Annotated in this window: 18 protein-coding genes; 8 read left to right on the top strand and 10 right to left on the bottom strand. The window is 39.4% G+C overall.

Annotated features, from left to right (window positions below; all coding sequences use genetic code 11):
- Position 1: 1 nt before the first annotated feature.
- Genes AAZR93_RS05160 through AAZR93_RS05140 form a run of 5 tightly spaced genes read left to right on the top strand, consistent with a single transcriptional unit; the run spans position 2 to position 6,235 of the window.
- A complete protein-coding gene (locus AAZR93_RS05160) occupies positions 2-1,240 on the top strand; it encodes an NRAMP family divalent metal transporter (RefSeq protein WP_294108070.1) in 1,239 nt (412 codons plus the stop codon).
- A 15-nt stretch (positions 1,241-1,255) separates the two neighbouring features.
- On the top strand, positions 1,256-2,035 hold the full coding sequence (locus AAZR93_RS05155) for a LamB/YcsF family protein (protein ID WP_336430869.1): 780 nt from the start codon (positions 1,256-1,258) through the stop codon (positions 2,033-2,035).
- Complete coding sequence (locus AAZR93_RS05150; protein WP_434719153.1) at positions 2,032-2,838, top strand: putative hydro-lyase; 807 nt, start codon at positions 2,032-2,034, stop codon at positions 2,836-2,838. Before AAZR93_RS05155 ends, AAZR93_RS05150 begins: the two co-directional genes overlap by 4 nt.
- Positions 2,839-2,847: 9 nt before the next feature.
- Positions 2,848-4,455: a 5-oxoprolinase/urea amidolyase family protein gene (locus AAZR93_RS05145; protein WP_434719152.1), complete on the top strand. Its 1,608-nt coding sequence runs from the start codon at positions 2,848-2,850 to the stop codon at positions 4,453-4,455.
- A complete protein-coding gene (locus AAZR93_RS05140) occupies positions 4,442-6,235 on the top strand; it encodes a biotin carboxylase N-terminal domain-containing protein (protein ID WP_434719151.1) in 1,794 nt (597 codons plus the stop codon). Before AAZR93_RS05145 ends, AAZR93_RS05140 begins: the two co-directional genes overlap by 14 nt.
- 202 nt (positions 6,236-6,437) lie before the next feature.
- Here AAZR93_RS05140 and AAZR93_RS05135 read toward each other — a convergent pair whose 3' ends face one another.
- Positions 6,438-6,707 (bottom strand): hypothetical protein, encoded by a 270-nt coding sequence (locus AAZR93_RS05135; protein ID WP_294108082.1) that lies wholly within the window; start codon positions 6,705-6,707, stop codon positions 6,438-6,440.
- Between the two features lie 403 nt (positions 6,708-7,110).
- Here AAZR93_RS05135 and AAZR93_RS05130 point away from each other — a divergent pair, with 403 nt between their 5' ends.
- Positions 7,111-7,653 (top strand): DUF924 family protein, encoded by a 543-nt coding sequence (locus tag AAZR93_RS05130; protein WP_294108103.1) that lies wholly within the window; start codon positions 7,111-7,113, stop codon positions 7,651-7,653.
- A 65-nt stretch (positions 7,654-7,718) separates the two neighbouring features.
- On the opposite strand, the gene AAZR93_RS05125 is transcribed toward AAZR93_RS05130, so the two are convergent.
- The 5 genes from AAZR93_RS05125 to AAZR93_RS05105 all read right to left on the bottom strand — a co-directional run bounded on the left by AAZR93_RS05125 (position 7,719) and on the right by AAZR93_RS05105 (position 14,077).
- Positions 7,719-8,315, bottom strand: coding sequence for a molecular chaperone TorD family protein (locus tag AAZR93_RS05125; protein ID WP_434719639.1), 597 nt, complete (start codon positions 8,313-8,315; stop codon positions 7,719-7,721).
- A gap of 365 nt (positions 8,316-8,680) precedes the next feature.
- Entirely contained in the window at positions 8,681-9,457 is a 777-nt protein-coding gene (locus tag AAZR93_RS05120; protein WP_434719150.1) for a dimethyl sulfoxide reductase anchor subunit family protein, read from the bottom strand.
- A 1-nt stretch (position 9,458) separates the two neighbouring features.
- Complete coding sequence (locus tag AAZR93_RS05115; RefSeq protein ID WP_294105237.1) at positions 9,459-10,076, bottom strand: DMSO/selenate family reductase complex B subunit; 618 nt, start codon at positions 10,074-10,076, stop codon at positions 9,459-9,461.
- A gap of 11 nt (positions 10,077-10,087) precedes the next feature.
- On the bottom strand, positions 10,088-12,517 hold the full coding sequence (locus tag AAZR93_RS05110; protein WP_434719149.1) for a DMSO/selenate family reductase complex A subunit: 2,430 nt from the start codon (positions 12,515-12,517) through the stop codon (positions 10,088-10,090).
- A gap of 315 nt (positions 12,518-12,832) precedes the next feature.
- Complete coding sequence (locus AAZR93_RS05105) at positions 12,833-14,077, bottom strand: mechanosensitive ion channel family protein (RefSeq protein WP_434719148.1); 1,245 nt, start codon at positions 14,075-14,077, stop codon at positions 12,833-12,835.
- A 797-nt stretch (positions 14,078-14,874) separates the two neighbouring features.
- Between AAZR93_RS05105 and AAZR93_RS05100 the strand changes: the two genes are divergently transcribed.
- The gene (locus AAZR93_RS05100) at positions 14,875-15,741 is read left to right on the top strand and encodes a D-amino-acid transaminase (RefSeq protein WP_434719147.1); all 867 of its coding nucleotides are present in this window, start codon (positions 14,875-14,877) and stop codon (positions 15,739-15,741) included.
- 29 nt (positions 15,742-15,770) lie between these two features.
- On the opposite strand, the gene AAZR93_RS05095 is transcribed toward AAZR93_RS05100, so the two are convergent.
- The 3 genes from AAZR93_RS05095 to AAZR93_RS05085 all read right to left on the bottom strand — a co-directional run bounded on the left by AAZR93_RS05095 (position 15,771) and on the right by AAZR93_RS05085 (position 18,469).
- Positions 15,771-16,346, bottom strand: a complete 576-nt coding sequence (locus AAZR93_RS05095; protein ID WP_294105247.1) for a cysteine hydrolase family protein — start codon at positions 16,344-16,346, stop codon at positions 15,771-15,773.
- Between the two features lie 94 nt (positions 16,347-16,440).
- Positions 16,441-17,802, bottom strand: coding sequence for a sensor histidine kinase (locus AAZR93_RS05090; protein WP_434719146.1), 1,362 nt, complete (start codon positions 17,800-17,802; stop codon positions 16,441-16,443).
- Complete coding sequence (locus tag AAZR93_RS05085; protein ID WP_294105253.1) at positions 17,792-18,469, bottom strand: response regulator; 678 nt, start codon at positions 18,467-18,469, stop codon at positions 17,792-17,794. The genes AAZR93_RS05090 and AAZR93_RS05085 overlap by 11 nt, the downstream gene beginning before the upstream one ends.
- A gap of 447 nt (positions 18,470-18,916) precedes the next feature.
- Here AAZR93_RS05085 and AAZR93_RS05080 point away from each other — a divergent pair, with 447 nt between their 5' ends.
- Complete coding sequence (locus AAZR93_RS05080) at positions 18,917-19,708, top strand: MipA/OmpV family protein (protein ID WP_434719145.1); 792 nt, start codon at positions 18,917-18,919, stop codon at positions 19,706-19,708.
- A gap of 112 nt (positions 19,709-19,820) precedes the next feature.
- On the opposite strand, the gene AAZR93_RS05075 is transcribed toward AAZR93_RS05080, so the two are convergent.
- A complete protein-coding gene (locus AAZR93_RS05075; RefSeq protein WP_336429776.1) occupies positions 19,821-20,078 on the bottom strand; it encodes a DinI-like family protein in 258 nt (85 codons plus the stop codon).
- Positions 20,079-20,212 lie beyond the last annotated feature (134 nt).

The raw sequence follows: 20,212 nt of genomic DNA, 5'->3' as shown, positions 1-20,212 counted from the left end.
TATGACAGCTCAAGAAAGTACCACCACCGCCGAGTATGTAAAAAAAAGACGTTCATCGCTAATAGGCGCTATCTTCTTGATGGCAACATCGGCAATTGGGCCTGGTTTTATCACGCAAACGGCAACGTTTACCGTGACATTGGGTGCGGCATTTGCCTTTGGTATTTTAGCTTCGATAGTGATTGATTTCGTGGTACAGCAAAATATTTGGCGAATAGTGACCTTAACTAAGATGCATTCATCGGATATTGCGAATGCAACGATACCGGGAAGCGGGTATTTGTTAGCGGTTTTGGTCATTTTCGGTGGATTGATTTTCAATATCGGTAATATTGCTGGCGCAGGCTTAGGATTAAATGCCTTAGTCGGGCTTGATCCTAAATGGGGTGGGCTAATTAGTGCATTGCTCGCTATCTATATATTCTCTTCTCGTAAGGCGAGCTCATTTATTGACAGACTTATCATTGGCTTAGGAATAGTCATGATTGGTTTGACTTTATTTGTTGCTATCGCATCAAATCCACCTTTAGGGGAGGCATTACGCCAAACTGTGCTACCTGATACTGTCGATTTTGCCATGATCACAACCATTGTTGGCGGTACCGTTGGTGGTTACATCTGTTATGCAGGAGCACATCGTTTATTAGATAAAGGTGCTGTTGGTATTGAAAATATCAAGGCTGTTTCTAGTGCGGCGACTAAAGGCATTTTAGTTGTTGGTTTGATGCGTTATATATTATTTCTTGCCATCTTAGGCGTTGTGGCAAGCGGTGTGACTATTGATATTTCAGGTAAAGCAGCTAATCCTGCATCACAAGCCTTCCAAGCGGCAGCGGGTAACTTCGGGTTACGTATTTTTGGCTTAATTTTATGGGCTGCGGCACTCACGAGTGTTATTGGTGCGGCTTACACCTCCATGAGCTTTATTTCAGCATTTAAACAATCTATCACAGAAAGACAACGTAACGTTGCGACCATTATCTTCATTGCCATTTCATTAGTTATCTATTTATTGATGGGAACTGCACCTGCTGCGTTATTGGTTTTCGCCGGCGGCTTTAACGGTCTTATCCTACCGATTGGTCTAACTATCTTTGTTTACATTGGTTGGAAAAGAGCGGATTTAATGTCTGGATATCATTACCCGCGCTGGTTGCTGTGGTCTGGTGTTATAACCTGCGTACTGACATGGTATATGGGCGTTATGTCCGTTGAAGCTATCTTCAATTACTTGAAATAATATCGAGGAATAATAATGAAAAAAAGAATCGATTTAAACAGTGACCTTGGAGAAAGCTTTGGTCAATGGCAAATGGGAAATGATGAGGCAATCCTACCTGTGGTCAGTAGCGCCAATATTGCTTGTGGTTTTCATGCAGGCTCTCCAGAGGGAATATTCAAAACATTGAAGGCGGCGAAAGAAAATGGGGTTGCCGTTGGTGCTCATGTTGGTTATCCCGACTTAGTGGGTTTTGGTCGCCGCAACATGGATATTGACTCGGGCGAATTAACCGCAGATGTAGTTTATCAAATTGGTGCGCTCAAAGGGCTAGCGGCAGCGGCTGGTACCCAAGTGCAATACGTCAAGCCACATGGTGCGCTCTATAACACTATTGCTCACGATAAACGTCAAGCAATGGCAGTGATAAATGCAATTCTTGCTATCGACAATCAATTGATATTAGTGGCACTTGCCGGTTCACCATTAATTGATTGGGCGCGTGAACAAGGCCTCAAGGTTGTTGCTGAAGCTTTTGCGGATAGAGCCTACAACAGTGATGGAACATTAGTATCCCGTAAACTTACTGGTGCGGTATTACACGATCCTAAACAGGTTGCACAGCGTATGCTGCAATTGGTCACTGAAGGGGGGGTTATGTCTATTGACGGTAAATTTACGCCGATTGAAGCCGGGTCAATTTGTGTTCACGGGGATAGCCCTGGAGCCCTTGAAATGGCGCAACAAGTCCGTGCCATATTCGAAGCACAAGGTATCGAAGTCTATGGTTTTGCGCATAAAGGGGATAATGAATGACTCAGTTAATGAAAGCCTCTAAACAGGCGATTGACGCTGCAAAATCAGCAAGAGAAGCGATACGTCATGGATTCGATAAACCTACGGCAGGGTTAGCGCCGGGTATGACACAAGCGAACATGATTGCACTGCCGCGCGATTGGGCTTTTGATTTTTTACTTTATGCGCAACGTAACCCTAAAAGTTGTCCCGTTCTTGATGTCTGTGAAGCGGGGAGCTGGCAGACGGTATTAGCAGAAGGGGCTGATCTGCGTACTGATATCCCGCGTTATCGCGTTTGGAATGATGGTCAATTGGTTGATGAAATTACTGATGCAACAGATATTTATCATCAACACCCTGATTTAGTTACATTTTTGATTGGTTGTAGTTTTACTTTTGAAACACCAATGATTGAAGCGGGTATTGATATTCGCCACATCACGGATAAATCGAATGTACCTATGTACAAAACTAATCGTTTATGTCGTCCCGCGGGGCGATTGCAGGGTGAACTCGTGGTCTCAATGCGCCCCATCCCCGCAGATAGAGTCGCTGATGCTGTGAATATAACAGGCAGGTTTCCGGCGGTTCATGGAACGCCAGTACACATAGGTGCCCCAGAGTTGCTCGGTATTAGCGATATTATGCAGCCAGATTTTGGCGATGCGGTTCGTATCGAGGAGGGTGAAATCCCTGTGTTTTGGGCTTGTGGTGTTACACCGCAAGCGGCTGTAATGAAGTCAGGCGTACCCTTTGCGCTTAGTCATGCGCCCGGTTACATGTTCATTACTGATGTTCCCGACGCTGCTTACCATATATAGAGGTGCCAATTGCGTTTTTTACCGGTCAATTTGAGTGCATTTATGGTCGAATTGCAAAGTCTTGAACAGACGATGGCATTGACTGATTCATTAAATAATATGCCAATTCAGGGAATTGAAGAGATAACCCCGGCAGCGAGAACGATACTGGTTCGTTACAACCCAGTAATTACCAAAATCAATGAATTGGTGCGTGAGATATCATTACGTGATGTTTCTAAAGTGGAGTTGAAAGTCAGTAAGTTAGTCACTATTCCCGTTGATTACCGCGGTGAAGATATTGCTGAGGTTGCGCAGTATTTAGGGATAACGATTGATGAAGTGATCCGACGCCATACTGAAAATGAATACCAAGTTGCTTTCAGTGGTTTTGCGCCAGGATTTGGTTATATGGTATCTAAAGGGGCACAGTTAAATGTGCCAAGACGTCAATCGCCACGTGTTCGAATACCCGCAGGCTCAGTGGCTTTGGCGGGCGAATTCAGTAGTGTTTATCCACAAGCCAGTCCGGGTGGCTGGCAATTGATTGGTACCACAGATATTGCCGTATGGGATATTGATCGTGAGGAGCCTGCTCTACTGCAAGCAGGTTATCGAGTTAATTTTATCGATAAAGCACGAAGCAATGTGACATATAGCTTGCCGATTAGTCAACCAATTAAGAATCGTAGTCAACAGGTTGAAACTACTGATTTAACCGTATTAACCGTGGGTTTACAGACCTTATTTCAAGATATGGGACGAATTGGTCAGTCAGCACTCGGAATTTCTGAATCAGGGGCAATGGATAAAAGCGCATTGCACAGCGCAAATCGCTTAGTGGGTAATTCGTCTGATAGCACCGCTTTAGAAATCACGCAAGGTGGCTTTAAAGCACGAGCAAACAGAGATTTGCTCGTTGCCATTACTGGTGCAACTTGTCCTATTCAAATTATGACGTCGGAAAACGAACATTATGAGGCGAAAACTTATCAGCCCATTGGCTTAGCGAAAGGGGATGTCATACATGTGGGGCGACCGAGCCAAGGTGTACGTAGCTATTTTGCTGTAAGGGGTGGTTTCAATGTCGCCACAGTTTTAGAAAGTTGCTCATTTGATACATTAGCCCAAGTTGGACCTGCTCCATTAGTTGTCGGGCAGTCGTTATCTATCAAGGCAAATAATCAACAATCGGCAATATCATTGAATGAAACACCAGCTTTTGAGTATCCAACTTCAGAGGATGTGGTTGTTCTTGATGTAGTCTTAGGGCCGAGAACTGATTGGTTTACTCCGCAAGCGATTGAGTTACTCCACAATCAGCTATGGCAAGTCACGGCAGCCTCTAACCGTATTGGCTTACGCCTTGCGGGAGATGTGCCATTTGAACGCGAAAAACAGCAAGAGTTACCTAGTGAAGGAACTTGCATTGGTGCGATTCAAGTGCCCGCCAATGGCCAACCTGTATTGTTTTTAAATGACCATCCCTTAACGGGTGGATACCCAGTTATCGGGACAGTTTGTGAATACCATTTGGATTTAGCAGGGCAGCTGCCTGTCAATACCAAAATTAGGTTTAATCCACTTGGTGAATTTAAGCAATTTGAAGGGAGTCATGTTGAATATGAAAACAAATAATAACGCTAACCCATTAAATAAAGAAAATACTTCACATAAAGTATTGATAGCAAACCGTGGCGAAATTGCCGTCCGTATCATTCGCGCTTGTCGTGATCACGGTTTCGCTTCAATCGCTGTTTATGCCGATAACGACATCGATGCTTTGCATGTAAAAATGGCCGATGAGGCGTTTGGCTTAGATGGCAGTGCACCAGCGCAAAGTTATTTAAACATCGAAAAACTGATTGCGATTGCAAAGCGATCAGGGGCTACGATGGTGCACCCAGGTTATGGCTTTTTATCTGAGCGTGCTGAATTTGCGCGAGCAGTCGAAGAAGCCGGCTTAATTTGGATAGGCCCTAGCGCACAGTGTATTGATATTCTAGGTGACAAAGTCCAAGCGCGTCATATTGCGTTGCAAGTGGGAGCGCCTTTGGTGGTTGGTACTAAAGATCCCGTTAAAGATGTTCGTGAAGTGGTGGAATTTGCACATACTCATGGCTTGCCGATTGCAATTAAAGCGGCTTTTGGTGGTGGTGGTCGGGGTTTGAAGGTCGCATGGCAACTAAATGAAGTTGAAGAACTGTATCATTCTGCGGTGCGGGAAGCCACCGCTGCATTTGGTCGCGGGGAATGTTTTTTAGAGCAATTTCTCCATAATCCGCGTCATATTGAAGCGCAAGTCATTGCCGATAAACAGGGTAATGTTGTGGTTGTGGGAACTCGGGATTGTTCATTACAGCGACGAAATCAAAAACTTGTTGAAGAGTCTCCGGCGCCTTTTTTATCTGATATGCTGCAACAGCAAATTATTAAGGCATCGACTGATATCTGTCGTAAAGCTGGCTATGTTGGTGCCGGTACGGTTGAATTTTTATTAAGCCAAGAAGGAACGTTATCTTTCTTAGAAGTGAATACTCGATTGCAAGTTGAGCATCCTGTTACCGAGGAAACGGCGGGTATTGACTTGGTTATTGAGCAGTTGCGCATTGCTCAAGGTCTACCGCTAAGTATCAAAGATACACCTCAGCCTAGAGGCCATGCTTTTGAATTTCGTATTAATGCCGAGGATGCGGGAAATGGTTTTCTTCCTACTCCAGGTACCATTACATTATTTGATGCGCCATCAGGTCCCGGCATTCGTATTGATAGTGGTGTAGTAACTGGCTCGACTATTCCGGGTACTTTTGATTCATTGATGGCTAAACTCATTGTGGTGGGAAATACTCGGGAACAAGCAATTAATCGTGCTCGACGTGCTCTGGCTGAATTCACGATTGAAGGTGTGGCATCTGTATTACCTTTTCACCGCGCAGTCATGGAACATGCTGATTTTTGTGAGCAATTTAAGGTGCATACACGCTGGATTGAAACTGAATTTAATACACCAATTTCACCGGCAAAAAGACAAGTGCCAACATCGAGTGGTGAATTGATACGAACGTTTATTGAAATTGATGGAAAACGTTGTGAACTTGGTTTACCCGCACAATTATATTCTGGTTTTCTTACCAGCGGTTTATCTTCAACGAGTTTAGCTGAAAATGGCTCAAGAAACACCAAAGCGAGCCAGCTTGTAGACAACAATCCAGATAGGGTCAATGCACCAATTTCAGGTATTTTATTTAATTGGCTCATTCCTCAAGGGGAAAAAGTCATTGAAGGTGATGTCATTGGTGTAATGGAAGCGATGAAAATGGAAGTTCAAGTATTAGCTCATCGCGCCGGAAAATTAACCTATAGTGCCAATAAAGGTGATTTTATTGAGGCGGATTGTAAAATTGCTGAAATTAATTAATAGTTGAAACTGATGTCGTTTTAAATAAAGCGGTAATTCTAAAAGGTTACCGTTTTAATTTACTTTGCTAGCAGATGTATGATTTTTGAACGCAAACCTTAAGGGTGATTTATGTATTATATTGATATAATAGAATAAATAGCCACTTCTTTAGGTGAAAGAAAGTTCTGGAAGGTTGGCTCATTAAATTTATAGGGAAAACTTAGCGTGAATTACGGCTAGGTAAAGTCCGTAAAGGGGGATTAGGGGCAGGGACTGCATGTTTTTCAGAACTAACCACGTCTTCGCTATCTCGATAAACTTCACCACAGAGAAAAAAAAGATTTGGGCGTTTTGACTCAAGATAAGATTTTCGACTGATACACTGTTGCTCAGTAAATAGGGTGTCAGTAACTGGTAGTGCATCACATGAGTCTGTTCCACAAGGGCTAACCCATAATGCCCAACCAACCAGTACCATATGTCCTGCCATTTATGTTGCCTTCCCAATTGAGTCGTTATAAAAATTTTTCAAATTATGCGCTTTCAAATGAAGTAAATATTATTAATGCACTATCAGTTAAATCAAGCGTCAAATTCTAGCATTGGATTTAGTGAATGTATTCATCTGTAAGCCACTGAAAGGGACATTCACACTATTAAGCAAATCTATAATTATTATTCTATACGATATGTAATAAAAATTATATTTATCAAAAATGAAAAATATTTTGCACTGGCAGGTACAAGTAAGATAGAACGATTTTTCGTGGTTGATCGCAAAAAAATAAAATAATTATCTGCAAATTGCTGTTTTAAGAGTTCAAGCCTGTCAATTTAAACAATTTTTATCTACGATGAATTTAACGTTAAGTATTAATAGAAGCAGGTATATGATGAATACCATGGAAGAAGTGCTTTCATTTTGGTTTGAAGAATCAACGCCAAAGCAATGGTTTGAAAAAAGCAAAAAATTTGATTTAGCAATTGCTAAGCGATTTACACATGTTACTGAAAGAGCAGCTAAATGTGAGTTAGCTTATTGGCGAGTTTCTATTCGAGGACGTTTGGCTGAAATTATTGTTTTAGACCAATTTTCACGAAATTTATGGCGTGATACACCAAAGTCTTTTGCTCAAGACAGTATGGCATTGGCTTTGGCGCAAGAAGCGATTAAACAACATGATTTTAATTTGCTCACATTATCACAGCGTAAATTTATTTTAATGCCATTTATGCATTCAGAATCAAGCTTTATCCACTTACAAGCTGTCGAGTTATTTCGTATGTTAGGGGATGACAATACATTGGATTACGAAATGCGCCATAAGGCGATTATTGATAAGTTTGGTCGTTATCCGCACCGTAATGAAATAGTAGGGCGGTCTTCAACTCCAGAAGAAATTACATTCTTAACACAACCTAATTCGTCATTTTAAGTTTGAAATTTAATGAGTTTGTCGTTGAACAGTTACAAACTCATTAAATGTTATCAAATTAGAAATTAACGATATAATTCAGCTTTAACTGGAGTCAAATTAAGTTGCTGTTGAAGCGCTCTTAAATATTGTTCAGTGATTATGGCAAGGTTAGGGTAAAACGGCTGCTCGGTTTGGCTCTGTTGTACTAATTCTAAATAGCGATATGCCCAAGGTAGTAAGTGTTGTTCTAAAAGGACAATAATCGCCTCATCTTCACCTTTCTCTGCTAAGGCGGAGATTGCCATCAATATTAAACCAAATTGATCTTCTGGCTCACGAACGCCGGTTTCTGTGACTAACCCTTTAGTCATTAAAAACTGTCGGTAAGCTGCGGTTGACTCTCCCATGACAGTATTATCATGGGCCAAGTAAACAGAGCCCCAAGGCGGAGCAGGCATCGCGCCTTGACCTTCGAATAAAATAGAAAAATCGTAAGTAATATCACCAGTATTGATTTGTGAAAATGATGAACAAATTTGCTGTACTTGGTTGATATTTTCCCATGAATGTAATGATGACAATTCAGGTAAAACAGGCAGTAGGTTCTGAAATGTTTTTGTTTGTGGTGCGTAGTAGAAGCAGGCGCCGAGGATTCTGAGTAGTGTGGTATCAATCATGATATATCCGTTATATTTCGAGCTACAGCGTTGTTGGCTGCGCTCAGCTACTCGAGTCACATACTTATGTATGCTCCCCGAGCTATCTTTGCTTGCCGTCTAGCTGTAACTCGAACTATTTAGGATATAAATTATTTAGCCTATTTCGAATTACAGCGCTATTGGTTGCGTTCAGTTACTCGAGTCACATACTTATGTATGCTCCCCGAGCTATCTTTGCTTGCCGCCTAGCTGTAACTCGAACTATTTACAGCGTTATTGGTTGCATTCAGTTATTCGAATTACATATTTTGGCGTATTAGTTTTAAACAAAGAACCCACTATTTGGGCTCTTTGATGAACTATCATATCACAGTAAGAACAATGCCTTACATAGTGATCTGCCAGAGGTTATAAAATGCAATTCGGCCAGCGAGTTCAGCTAACAGAACCGCAGCAGCGCTGGTGGCTAAAATGGTTTTTGAGGTACGTTGTTTTAATGCCATGCCTACAAAAGCCGCGAGGGCAATAACTAACACAACAACTTGGAATCCCCAAAAGCCAGTTTGTTCACTGCTAAGAGTCGGGCCCGTATCAGTTAAAAATGCTTGGTATCCGGCTCGGCTGGCAAAAATAGCTAATGTACCGATGAGGAAAGAAGCAATTCCTAAGCCACGAGCGCCAATAACAATAGCCAGCGCTCCACCACCTACTAACATTGTCATCCACATTTGTAGCGTAGTGTAACCCGTGTTCCAGTTAGCGATAGACGCAATATTGTAAACTTGGGGTATTGACCAAACAAAGGCAAGACCTGTAATTACAGCTGCAATATTAGCTAATTCACGCAATACAGTTTGTTTATAAAAATGCGTAAAAAATAATGTTGCAGCAGCGCAACCGACAAATACACCACTGAGGAATGCTTCGTTACTCATTGGTGAACGACCGACACCTAATAACATATTGAAGAAGCGTAGTGGTTGTCCAACGTGCAGGCCACCAATACCAAGTCCTATCACCATGATAATAAAAGCGACAATATTGGCTGTTTTTAACTGCTTGTCATCAATCGAGCCCATTTTTCGACTTAAATAAGCGAGCAGAAATAGGCCTACTGCGGATTGTCCTAAGACAGTGAAAAAAACGAGTGGTAATTCATGCATTTTACACCTCCGCAGGGTTTTTTAGTTCGCCACTTTTATCACCAGATGGTTTGGCGTCTTTGTGTGGTTTGATGACAATGTTAGGGTTGGTCAGGCTTGGGTCTGGCATAGGTGCAATACCACACTCAGTACCATGTAACTCGCGTAGAACCGTAATATCATCAAAGTCTAAAGCGCGCTGCGGGCAAGACTCAACACAGACGGGTTTCATTCCTTTAGCGACACGTTCATAACAGCCATCGCATTTGCTCATGAGCTTTTTCTTTTCATCATACTGAGGCGCGCCATATGGGCAACGTAGCTCACAGTAACGACAACCGACACAGATTGACTGGTCAACAACGACTAAGCCATCTTCCGCTCGCTTGTGCATTGCGCCTGTCGGGCAGCCTTCAACACACGTTGGGTTAGAACAATGGTTACAAGAAATGGACAAATAGTAGCTAAAAACATTTTGTTGCCAAATGCCATCTTGTTTTTGCCAACTTCCGCCGCCGAACTCATATACACGACGGAATTTTGGACCTAAATCTAAATCTTTTTCATCCTTACAACTGACTTGACAGGTTTTACAGCCAGTGCATTTAGTGGAGTCAAAATAAAAGCCATACTGTTTCATAAATTAACTCCTTAAGCGCGTTTCACTTCAACAAGGTTGGTATGCTGTGATGTCCCTTTCGCGAGTGGCGAAGGAACTTGTGAGGTTAGTGTATTAATACAGCCACCAATATCTAAACCTTCACTATCGAGGGTACGCCATGCACCCTGAGGAACAGCGATAACACCTGGTAATACACGCTCGGTAACTTTTACAGTAATTTTGATACGGCCGCGATCATTGAAAATCTCAGCAATATCGCCATTATTTAGTCCACGTTCTTGGGCATCAATTGGGTTGAGCCAAAATTGGTGCGGGATAGCTTCACGTAACATGGCTACATTATAGTAGGTTGAGTGTACGTGGCCTTTATCATGGAAACCGGTCATGAGTAATGGATGTTTTTGCTGCGTTGCCGCCGCTTCAACACCTTCTTTATTGATGCAATACTCAGGAACTGCAGGGATACGTTGACCAGCCGGTAACTCCCAGTTTTTGACTCTATCCGCCAGTTTTTCTGAGTAAATTTCAATTTTGCCCGAAGGGGTTTTTAGTGGATTATCGACAGGATTATCACGGAAGTTTTTGAGCGCAATATTTTTTGAGCTATCAATAAATTGACGGTCAATAATACCGGCACCATCAGTTTCACTAAATTCAGGTAAATGAGGCATTTTTTCACGTGTTTTGTTATAACAAAATTCAATCCAATCGGCATAGGTACGGCCTTCGGTGAACTCATCTTTAACGCCCATTTTTTCAGCAACTTCAGCTAATACATCATAGTTAGGTCGATTTTCCCACAATGGCTCAATAGCATTTTGTAGGCGAACTAAATAGTGATAAGCACCACTTGCATAAGAGTTGTTGATTAAGTCATTGGTTTCGACTGGCGTGACATCCGGTAATAACAAGTCCGCATATTTTGCTGATGGGGTGTCATGGTTATCCCAAACAAGGATAAATTCACACTTAGATTCATCAGATAAAATTTCATGTGTTTTATTCAAGTCGCCGTGCTGATTGCCAATTACGTTACTGGAATAGCACCACATGAATTTAATGTCATTATCAAGTTTTTCAACGCCTTTAATACCACCATTTTCAGCGGTTAATTGCTTGCCATGAGTAATCGCATCAGTCCACATATAAGTTGGGATCAATGCTTTAACTGGATTTGGCAGGCCAAACCCAGTGACAGGATAAGCGAAGCTATTACCCCATAAGCCTGTGTTAGTTCCGGCACGGCCAATATTGCCAGACATAATTGGCAACATCATGATTGAGCGGCAAGCTTGTTCACCATTTTCGGTGCGTTGTAATCCCCAGCCTTGTGAGATCCATGCACGGTTAGAGTTACCGATTTCACGTGCTAATTGCGTAATGCGGGCAACTGAGATACCTGTAAGTTTACTTGCCCATTCAGGCGTTTTTACGATGCCATCAGGACCATTGCCGAGAATATAATCTTTATAAGAAGCATTGCGTGGTGCTGATTCAGGTAATGTTGACTCATCCCAGCCGACACAATGGCTTTGCAAAAACTGCTCATCGGTTAGGCCTTCTTGGATCATGACATAGCCAAGCGCTGCTACTAATGCAGCATCAGTTCCTGGATAGATAGGGATCCACTCTGCACCGAGTGTGGTGACGCTGTCGGTACGACGAGGGTCAATAATAATGACTTTGGCTTTGCTTTTATCTAATGCGTTGAGTGTTTCATAAAACTGGCCGCCACCGGACATACGTGTTTCGGCAAGGTTATGACCAAACATCACCACAAGATCAGAATTTTGGATTTCAGATAAATAAGACTCTTCAATACCACCATAAACATAAGGGGTGATTTCCATTAGCTGAGCATAGGAATAAGTCCCATAGTCGCCAAGAAATCCACCTGTTAGGCTTAAAAGGCGTTTACAGGCTGCACGACCATGTAAATTTGCACCAGTAGAGCCTGAACCATATTGATAATAAATTGAATCGCTACCGTATTTATCTATCGTATATTTGAGTTTTTCAGCAATGATGGTAGTAGCTTCATCCCAGCTAATTTTTTTAAATTTACCTTCACCACGCTTACCAACACGCACCATTGGGTATTTTAAACGGTCTGGATTGTAAGTTTTCCAACGAACAGACCGACCACGCAAGCAAGGACGAATTTGATGTTCACCGAGTGTTGAGTCATCAAACATAGTTTCATTGGATATACGACTAATGACGCCATCTTTGACGTGAACTTTTAGAGGACAACGGCTACCGCAGTTAACTAAGCATGCGCTGTAACTGATCTTTTCGCTGGCTTCATCGGGCATTATTGCTGGTGTTTTGGCTTGTGCGGAAAATGGTAGAGCTATTGAGCTGGCAACAGCGGCTGCGCCCGCGATAGTTGCAGAGGTCTGTATAAACTCCCTCCTGCTCAGTGCTCCAAATTGAGTATTTTTTTTAATTTTATGCATCGACATTGCCTATATGTAAATAACGTTATAACTTTCTTCTTTTGTATGTTAAAAAAAGTCTGTTCTAAGTAACATGATTTACATCAACAATAGGCAGAATAATTCAAAGGCATTGGTTTTTATTTGTTTGATTTTTAATGAGTTATTGTGCCTAAAGAATAGAATAATACTATTTTAATTAACTATCGTTATATTATTTTTTATATAATGAGTGGTAGGGAAGGCAGAAAAAAAGAGGGATTTACCCCTCTTTTATTTACTACTTAAGTTGTAGATAAATAAGATATACTTACTAATCACTAAGTGTTAACTATTTTACTGTGCTTTACCTATCATTCTAACGTCATTTCCGGTAGGTGATTGGTGAACTAACAAATTGAATTGCGGTAGAATTGAGAATATATGGTCAAAAATATCAGATTGTATTCTCTCGTAGTCCACCCATACTGTTGTATTGGTAAAAGCATATATTTCTATTGGTATTCCATTCGAATCAGATTCAAGTTGTCTGACCATAATTGTCATACTTTTATGAATATTGGGGTGTGATTTAAGATAGGCTTCTATATAGGCACGAAATGTACCGATATTCGTCAAACGTCGTTGATTGAGTGGAATGGCTTTATCTTCGGGTAGCGATGAATTGAACACTTGAATTTCAGTGACTTTTTTATCTATATAAGGCTCAAGTAAATTCGCTTTTTCAAGGTTAGTTATTTCATCAGGCTCTAGAAAATGAATGCTATTAGCATCTAGGCGAATGCTGCGTTTAATACGTCGACCACCCGAGTCGGTCATGCCTTTCCAATTTTTAAAAGAATCAGAAATAAGCGCATAAGTTGGGATTGTAGTGACGGTATTATCCCAATTACGGACTTTAACCGTTGTTAATCCGATATCAACAACAGCACCATCAGCACCATATTTGGGCATTTCAAGCCAGTCGCCAATATTGACCATGTTATTGGCAGATAATTGAATTCCTGCTACTAATCCCATAATTGGGTCTTTAAACACTAACATCATTACTGCCGTCATTGCGCCCAAGCCACTTAATATAATTAAAGGCGATTTACCAATAAGCAATGCGATGATCATTATGGCGATAAGGATTGAAGCAATGAGTTTTATGCTTTGAAAAATTCCGCGTAATGGCAGGTGAGCTGTTTTTGCAGCACGTTGCAACATACCTAATATAATATCTAGAATGGAATAAATAGTGAGCAACCCAAATAACAAGCACCAAGCTTGAGAGCCAACTTTAAGAATAATTTGTGCAGTAGAATCTGAGTGTAACCAAAGTGTTGCTTGGATATTCACCACAATACCTTGAATAACAAAAGCAATACGATTGAAAAGATTATGTTGAGTTAATTGATGTTGCCAGCCTATCCCTTGTTTTTGGCCATTTTTTTCAATACGAGGGAGAAGTATTTTATGTAAAAACAGGTGCAGTATTAGGGCGACAATTAGGATTAACCCAAGAACCATTATGAGTGAGGCAAGGTTGGCGTAGTCTTGATTAAACTGGCGTACCCAGTCTAGCAGTTGCTGCTGCATGTGTTCTCCTTCTTTGGAACATGATTAAATCTTTTATTGAGATTAAACCCTAACATAAAAAAAACTAAATTTCATTAATGGAACGATAAAAAACGGCGTCAGTACTGATTAAATAGTGATAAATATTAAGATGTTAATCTCAAATGTATTAATAAATGTAAACAGGCAATAGTGCTAATACAAAGCATAATATGTAAATCGACAAACTTTATATTTTTAAATACATGTCTATAACATTTATTGAGGTAGATGGCATTGAGCGAGGCGATAAAAAAAAGAAATACGTAACAGTATCGAGAGAGAAAATAGCGTAAATTGGGAAGTCAACACGATGAAATATTATAATAAAAAAGCGGCCTTATAGACTAAGGCCGCTATGCAAAATATTTTGCAAACTAACGCTAATGATGAGGTAAATCAAAGGTCAATTGACTAGGAAATTCTACAAATTACATAAAACGTTTTGAAAGTGATTCAACAACTTCTTGTACGCTGCTGATAAATTCTTTGATGCTGTTCATGTCGGCTCCAATTATTAAAGTGTGATCTTGATCACGCAAGTACATTTTAGCTACTAGCTTGTTAAAGTCAAGTTAATATTCAAAAATATTTGAATGATTAAACTTATTTTTAGTGTGCTTTATAGCACTTATATAATAAAGCTTATTGAGCATCTTTAAGGTGAAAAATAGATATATAAATTAGAAGTGGTGCAGTGAATTGTTTCGTTATTAGTTGTATTGTTATAGTGTTAGTCGTGTATGAATGTTGGCCTTGAATGAAATTTAATCCACAAAATGGAACGTAAATCTATGATTGCCTATGTTAATGGTGAGTTTTTGCCTGAAAATCAAGCAACAGTCTCTATTTTTGATCGTGGTTTTTTATTTGCAGATGGTGTGTATGAGGTAACTGCCGTTATCAACGGGCAGCTTATTGATTTTGAACATCATATTGCTCGGTTACAACGTTCATGTCATGAACTAGAGCTGACATTACCTTATGGAGAAGCTGAATTAAAGCAAATTCATCATCAATTAATTGAAAAAAATAACCTTCATGAAGGATTGATTTATTTGCAGCTAACCCGTGGTAATGCTATGACGCGGAATTTTTTATATCCAGATAAAGATGTAAAACCGACATTAGTCTTATTTAGCCAAGAATCTAGCATAGTTGATCATCCGAAAGCTAAGTTTGGTATTGAGGTTGTGACTTTTGACGATATTCGTTGGCAGCGGTGTGATATTAAAACTGTCGCGTTACTTGCCGCATCAATGGCGAAAGAATATGCACATAAGCATGGTGCTGATGATGCTTTATTCACAAAAGATGGTTATATAAACGAAGGAAGTTCAAGTAACTGCTTTATTGTTACTCAGGACGATAAATTACAAACCCGCGAGCTAAATAACAAAATATTACCAGGGATCACGCGTCGAGCTATTCTTGCGTTAGCGCAAGAAAAAGGGTTAGAAGTTATTGAGAAAGCCTTTCGGCTTGAAGATGCATTAAATGCAAAAGAAGTTTTCATTACATCTGCAACAACACTTATATGGCCTGTTATTAAAATTAATGGGCAAAATATTAGTGAAGGTAAGCCGGGAAGTATTGCAGTCCGGCTACGAGAAATCTATTTGCAAAAGGCTAAGAGTCAGAAATAACCAATAAATAAGTTTATTGGTTATTTAATTTATTTAATTTGCATAAATTCTTTAAGTGATGAAATAGTCGCCATTCCTTGCAACGCTTGCATGCTTTGTTCATGAAGCTCAAGCGTTGCAGCAGCACATAAGTCATCGAGTACGCTAACATAGTAACCTAAATCATGGGCTTGTCTTGCGCTACTTTGAATTGCCATTAATGAACTTACACCTGCTAAATATAAATGGGAAATTTGATTATCAATAAGCCATTTATTTAATTTATTGCCCGTAAAAGCAGAGACACCTTTTTTAATCATAACAGGATCACGAAAGTGAACTTCAAGATCATGCACCCAGTTACAGCCATTTCCACTGAGTTTTAGTGCTCCAATTTGTTTTGCACGCTGAAACATAGGTGAACCTGTTGGAATATCTTGATAATCATCAGCAAAGCCAACTTTTACCCAGATAACAGGGATATTATGACTTCGTGCAAAATTGGCGGCTTGGTTGGTTTTTTCAACAATATTACGTGCTAGTACTTGTTGATAACTGGAATTAGATAAGCCGTTTTTTCCAATAATCTCTTCAATCAGATCAATGATTATTAACGCTTGTGACATTAGTACCTCTTTCAATGCATAAATATTTTAAGTAGAAGCACCTATTATACTTAAAATATCCAGTAGCACTGTTAAGTGAATAACATAATCACATTTAAGGTAAGTCAATAATAAAACCAATACCTTTATTTTCTATTCCATCAGATACTCGAATAACAGCCCCAATTTTACCCGCTAAGTTTTGTGCGATTGATAAACCTAATCCGCTACCTATTTCTGTCGTACCGGGAACACGATAGAAACGAGAAAAAATATGCTGACGATTTTCGAGAGGAATACCGCGGCCATTATCTTGAACACTAATAATTGCACCAAAGGGTGAAAGATCTTTTAGTGTTATTTTTATTTTTGCATTCTCATGATTATATTTAATGGCGTTTTCGAGTAAATTAGTGAAGATATTAGTTAGTGCGAGTTTATCTGAAACAATATAGAAAGAATCAGGACTATGTAACTCAACATCAATATTTTTATTGATGGCATGAGGGATATGAGAAGAAATAATATGGCTGATTAGCATCGGAAGGTCAATTTGTTCCGTGTGCAAGGGAAAGTCCTCTGCCTCTAAGCGTGCTAAATCTATGAGCTGATGTGATAACGATGCAGCCCGATTAAGCGTTTGTTGCATATCATCAATGATTTCTTCTTTTTCTTTGGGATTATTAATTTGTATGAGTAAGTGCAATTGAGCAATCACTGCCGCAATCGGGGTGCGTAATTCATGAGCCGCATCAGCCATAAAGCGTTTTTCTCGTTGATTAGTTGCATCCACTCTAGCCATTAAATTATTAATGGCTTCGATAATTGGGCGTATTTCTTTATATTGTTCTTTGATTTCAATAGGCGTTAAGTTACCAGGTTGGCGAGTCGAAATTATTCTTGCAGATTGTCGCAATGGTTGCGAGCTAAAGTAAGCTGCGAACAGTATCGCGATAAGCATTCCGCCTAAAACCAGGGCTAGTGGGATCGCCGTTCCCCCAGCAGGACTACCTAATAGTGTAGTACGTTCAGCTTGTGACTCTGCAATTAAAACCTCAAATGTATTTGCTTCATTCCACGCTGAGGTAAAATGCCAATCTTTATGTAAGTCTGTTAATTCTTCTATAGTTTTTAGCGAAGGAACCTTTAATTTTTCACTATTTCGATATAAAACATTTCCTAGTTTATCTCTAACAACAACGAAGGGGCGATAACTAATACCTTCTTCACTTTCTATTGCATCGGTATACATTTTTTGTAGGGAATCTGCTACTTCATTGAAATATTTTGGGTTATCTGAAACGACCCCAAGGGTTCTAGCAAAACCTTGAGTGATTACTTGTTGTTGTTTATTGAATTCATTATATATGGACGGCCAGTAGGAATACTGAAGCCAAATAAGGAGTAATATCCATAGAAAAAGGACAGAGCAAATTTGTAAACCAAAGGTGTAAATAAAAAGAGATTTAATTTTCACTAGGCTGCGCATCTTTTTTTAATAAATAACCTATGCCACGTATAGTAATTATTCTGTCTTTACCAATTTTGCGGCGTAAATTATGAATGTGTACTTCAAGAGAATTGCTCTCTATTTTATCATCTAGACCAAACAGGCGTTGCTCTAAATCAGCTTTACGGACAACATTATCTGCATTTTTAATTAACTCAAAAAGTAGTAAATATTCTTTACCTGATAATAATAAAAGCTGTTCATTTAGTGTGACCTGATGATTAATAGGATTTAACTGTAGGTTATCTAGTTGCCATATCTCAGAGGAAAAACCGGCGATGCGACGACTGACAGCTTTGACTCTTGAAATAAGTTCAGGCATGGCAAAAGGCTTAGTGAGAAAATCATCTGCACCAGAATCGAGGCTTGAGACAAGGTTGTCCATTTGATTACGTGCAGTTAAAATAATGATAGGGATCGCTTCACCTGCATGACGCCAAGCCACTAATTCATCATGACCATCGCCATCAGGTAAGCCCAAGTCTAATAACATTAAATCAAAATTACGGTTTTTTAATTGAAGTTTTGCATCTGTAAGCAAACGAACCCAACATGGATTAAAACCGGCTAATTCAAGTCCTCGACACAACGCTTTCCCTAATTGGAGATCGTCTTCGACTAATAGGATATTCATTTTATCACCTCTGCTTCGCAGTATAAGCAGTCAACCAATACTCGACAATAAGGCAATGACTTATTTTGAAGTAATTTTAAGTATTTCTTAATATTGGGTTAACCATTTATTAAGGTACTAAAAATTAATCAGATTACTATCCTCGTATATCTCTAAAAATAAGAGCATTGGCGATGAAATACATTTTCATAGAAGTGCCTATATACGCAATTGTTATTTTTATTGCTCTGATGTTTATAGGAAAAAATTTTAGTAAAACTCACCACACCAATTTTTATAATGTGAAGGTAAGTGAAGTTAGAACTTGCATTGGAGTAGATAAATGCATTCCAAATGTTCACATATCTTTAGATAGAAAAAACACATTCAGTCCAATAAAGAAAATTAAAGTTTTTATTAGGCAAAAAATTTATTAATAAAAAGAGCGTAAACTTTAACATGAGCGAAATGAAACGCGTATTCACATTAGTGCTTTGTGCATTGCCGTGTAGCTATACTGTGGCTAATGAAAATATATTTATTATTGGCACGGGTATGAATGTTGCCCCTGTTTATGAAGGCTCTAAAAAGTATCAAGTTGAGCCAAGTCTTGAAGCGAGTTATGCATATACAACTGATAATTACGGTGTTTTTAGTTTAGGCGTAGATGGTGCTGCATGGGCTGTTGGGCTCACTGATAATTTTACATTTGCGACCTCTGTTGGCTATGATGATGGCCGTGATGAAGATATAGGCGTTTTAGGTCATAAAAATAAAGACTTAAAAGGTATGGGGAAATTAGACGGTTCTGTTCTTGTTGGATTTGATCTTTATTACACATTGAGTGATTACCAATTATACATAATGACAGATATTGCCACTAAAGATCGCAAATATGGTGGGCGTCAGATAGGTAGAGCTGTTACTGTTGAATTAGGTGCAAATACGCAATATGAGATTAATCAAGATTGGAACATAGAATATAATCTAGCTACAGTTTGGGGAAATAAAGCCCACAATCAAGCCTATTTTGGTGTTTCTAAACAACAAGCGAGTAAATCAAAGTTTGCAGAGTATGATGCGGGAAGTAGCTTTAAAGATGTGCATGGTTCAGCAATTTTAAACTATAAAGTAGATAAAAACCTTTCTTTATATTCAGGTATAGGGGCTTACTATTTAGTGGGGGATGCCAGTAAAAGTACGCTTACTGAGCAACGTTCAGGTTTTGTTGGTTTAGCGGGAATTAGATACACGTTTTAGTTTGTAATTTTTATTTTCGAACAATGATAAATGAAAGAAAAATAATAGAGAAAAGGAATGCTGTACACTATTTTTCAGTAAAATAGCCTATCAGCCATTCCTTTAATTTTTATCACTCTACAGATTCTTCAGGTAACCAGCCATCGTCCATCCAAATTTCTTCAAGTATTTCTTCTATTCTAATTTTGTCTTCCGCAATCTTAGTTCCTGAGATATTAATACTCTGTTGCGTACTTAAACCAACTCGAGTGACCATATCAGGATACTGTGTTTGTAGTTTGCGTAAAATCTCAGATTCAAGTGCATGTAGAACATTGTTATCTGGTTTTTGTTTTGAATTTTTATCAAATAATACTTCAATGCGTAACATAGTAGCCTCGCTTAAGACTGTATTAATATACAGTATATTTAAATGGATGAAGAATAAAGTCAATATCAGAAAGAAAATATTTTTGTTATTGCTAACAGAATAAAACAAAATGCAAAAAACATAAGTCTTATATA

The organism is Providencia sp. Je.9.19 (genome assembly GCF_051129765.1).
Classification (GTDB): Bacteria; Pseudomonadota; Gammaproteobacteria; order Enterobacterales; family Enterobacteriaceae; genus Providencia.
This window is presented reverse-complemented; position numbering and strand designations above follow the sequence as displayed.

Coding starts and splice junctions, on each gene's coding strand:
- AAZR93_RS05160 (WP_294108070.1), top strand. CDS start 2: ATGACAGCTCAAGAAAGTACCACCACCGCCGAGTATGTAAAAAAAAGA.
- AAZR93_RS05155 (WP_336430869.1), top strand. CDS start 1,256: ATGAAAAAAAGAATCGATTTAAACAGTGACCTTGGAGAAAGCTTTGGT.
- AAZR93_RS05150 (WP_434719153.1), top strand. CDS start 2,032: ATGACTCAGTTAATGAAAGCCTCTAAACAGGCGATTGACGCTGCAAAA.
- AAZR93_RS05140 (WP_434719151.1), top strand. CDS start 4,442: ATGAAAACAAATAATAACGCTAACCCATTAAATAAAGAAAATACTTCA.
- AAZR93_RS05135 (WP_294108082.1), bottom strand. CDS start 6,707: ATGGCAGGACATATGGTACTGGTTGGTTGGGCATTATGGGTTAGCCCT.
- AAZR93_RS05130 (WP_294108103.1), top strand. CDS start 7,111: ATGAATACCATGGAAGAAGTGCTTTCATTTTGGTTTGAAGAATCAACG.
- AAZR93_RS05120 (WP_434719150.1), bottom strand. CDS start 9,457: ATGCATGAATTACCACTCGTTTTTTTCACTGTCTTAGGACAATCCGCA.
- AAZR93_RS05115 (WP_294105237.1), bottom strand. CDS start 10,076: ATGAAACAGTATGGCTTTTATTTTGACTCCACTAAATGCACTGGCTGT.
- AAZR93_RS05110 (WP_434719149.1), bottom strand. CDS start 12,517: ATGCATAAAATTAAAAAAAATACTCAATTTGGAGCACTGAGCAGGAGG.
- AAZR93_RS05105 (WP_434719148.1), bottom strand. CDS start 14,077: ATGCAGCAGCAACTGCTAGACTGGGTACGCCAGTTTAATCAAGACTAC.
- AAZR93_RS05100 (WP_434719147.1), top strand. CDS start 14,875: ATGGAACGTAAATCTATGATTGCCTATGTTAATGGTGAGTTTTTGCCT.
- AAZR93_RS05095 (WP_294105247.1), bottom strand. CDS start 16,346: ATGTCACAAGCGTTAATAATCATTGATCTGATTGAAGAGATTATTGGA.
- AAZR93_RS05085 (WP_294105253.1), bottom strand. CDS start 18,469: ATGAATATCCTATTAGTCGAAGACGATCTCCAATTAGGGAAAGCGTTG.
- AAZR93_RS05080 (WP_434719145.1), top strand. CDS start 18,917: ATGAAACGCGTATTCACATTAGTGCTTTGTGCATTGCCGTGTAGCTAT.
- AAZR93_RS05075 (WP_336429776.1), bottom strand. CDS start 20,078: ATGTTACGCATTGAAGTATTATTTGATAAAAATTCAAAACAAAAACCA.